At 72.0% G+C, this 1,504-nt stretch carries 1 protein-coding gene; it reads left to right on the top strand.

What is annotated here, in order from left to right:
* Positions 1–1,504: condensation domain-containing protein (locus ADK60_RS22570; protein WP_234371213.1), on the top strand; the 1,504-nt coding region annotated here is incomplete at both ends.

The raw sequence follows: 1,504 nt of genomic DNA, 5'->3' as shown, positions 1-1,504 counted from the left end.
CGAGCCGGGTGAGGTGCAGGCCGTCCTGGCCGCGCACCCGGGCCTGGAACAGGTCGTGGTCACGGTCCGCGAGGACGTCCCGGGCGACAAGCGCCTGGTGGCGTACGCGGTTCCGGCCGGCGTCGACGCCGACGCGGATGAACTCGGCGCCAGTGTGCGGGAGTTCGCTGGTGAGCGGTTGCCGCAGTACATGGTTCCGTCGGCGGTGGTGGTGCTGGATGTGCTGCCGCTGACGGTGAACGGCAAGGTGGACCGCAAGGCCCTGCCCGCCCCGGAGTATGCGGCGGGTGCGGGCCGGGCGCCGGCGACGGTGCAGGAGGAGCTTCTGTGCCAGGCGTTCGCCGAGGTCCTGGGGCTCGATCGGGTCGGTGTGGACGACGACTTCTTCGCCCTGGGCGGTCACTCGCTCCTTGTGGTGTCCCTGGTGGCGAACCTTCGTGCGCGGGGCGTCTCTGTCTCGGTGAAGGCCCTGTTCCGGACGCCGACGCCGGCCGGGCTGGCCGGCGCTGCGGGGCCGGTCCAGGTGGTGGTTCCGCCGAACCTGATTCCCGAGGGTGCCGTCGGGATCACGCCGGAGATGCTGCCGCTGGTGGAGCTCACCGAGGCGGAGATCGGGCGGGTCGTGGCGAAGGTCGAGGGCGGCGCGGCCAATGTGGCCGACGTCTACCCGCTCGCCCCGCTCCAGGAGGGCCTCCTCTTCCACCACCTGATGGCGGACCAGGACACCGCGACGGATGTCTACGTACTGCCGTCGGTGCTGGGGTTCGACTCGCGGGAGCGGGTGGACGCGTTCCTGGAGGCACTGCAGTGGGTGATCGACCGGCATGACATCTGCCGCACGGCGTTCGTGTGGGAGGGCCTGGCCGACCCGGTGCAGGTGGTGTCGCGCCGGGTGGAGCTGCCGGTCCAGGAGGTCGTGCTGGACCCGCGGGGCGCCGACCCGGTGGAGCAGTTGAGGGCTGTTGCCGGATCGTGGATGGATCTGACCCGGGCGCCCCTGATGACGGTCCACATCGCGGCGGAGCCCGGCGGTGACCGCTGGCTGGCACTGCTGCGAACCCACCACCTGGTGCAGGACCACACCTCGCTGGATGTGCTGTTCGGGGAGGTGCGGGCGTTCATGTCCGGCCGTGCCGACACGTTGCCGGAGCCGCTGCCGTTCCGCGACTTCGTCGCCCAGGCCCGCCTCGGTACGCCGCGCGAGGAGCACGAGCGGTACTTCGCCGAGTTGCTCGGCGACGTCACCGAGACGACGGCGCCCTTCGGTGTGCTGGATCTGCACGGTGACGGCACCGCCGCGGTGCGCTGCCAGGTTCCCCTCGATGCCGAGGTGGCCGGCCGGGTGCGCGAGGTGGCGCGGCGGCAGGGTGTGAGCCCGGCGACGGTGTTCCACCTGGCGTGGGCCCGGGTGCTGGCCGCGGTGAGCGGTCGTGAGGACGTGGTGTTCGGAACGGTGCTGTTCGGCCGGATGAACGCGGGCGCCGGTTCGGACCGGGTGCCGGGT

Origin of the sequence: Streptomyces sp. XY431, assembly GCF_001279805.1 — a bacterium.
GTDB lineage: Bacteria > Actinomycetota > Actinomycetes > Streptomycetales > Streptomycetaceae > Kitasatospora > Kitasatospora purpeofusca.
The sequence above is the reverse complement of the archived record's forward strand: the minus strand, read 5'-3'. Positions and strand labels throughout refer to the sequence as shown.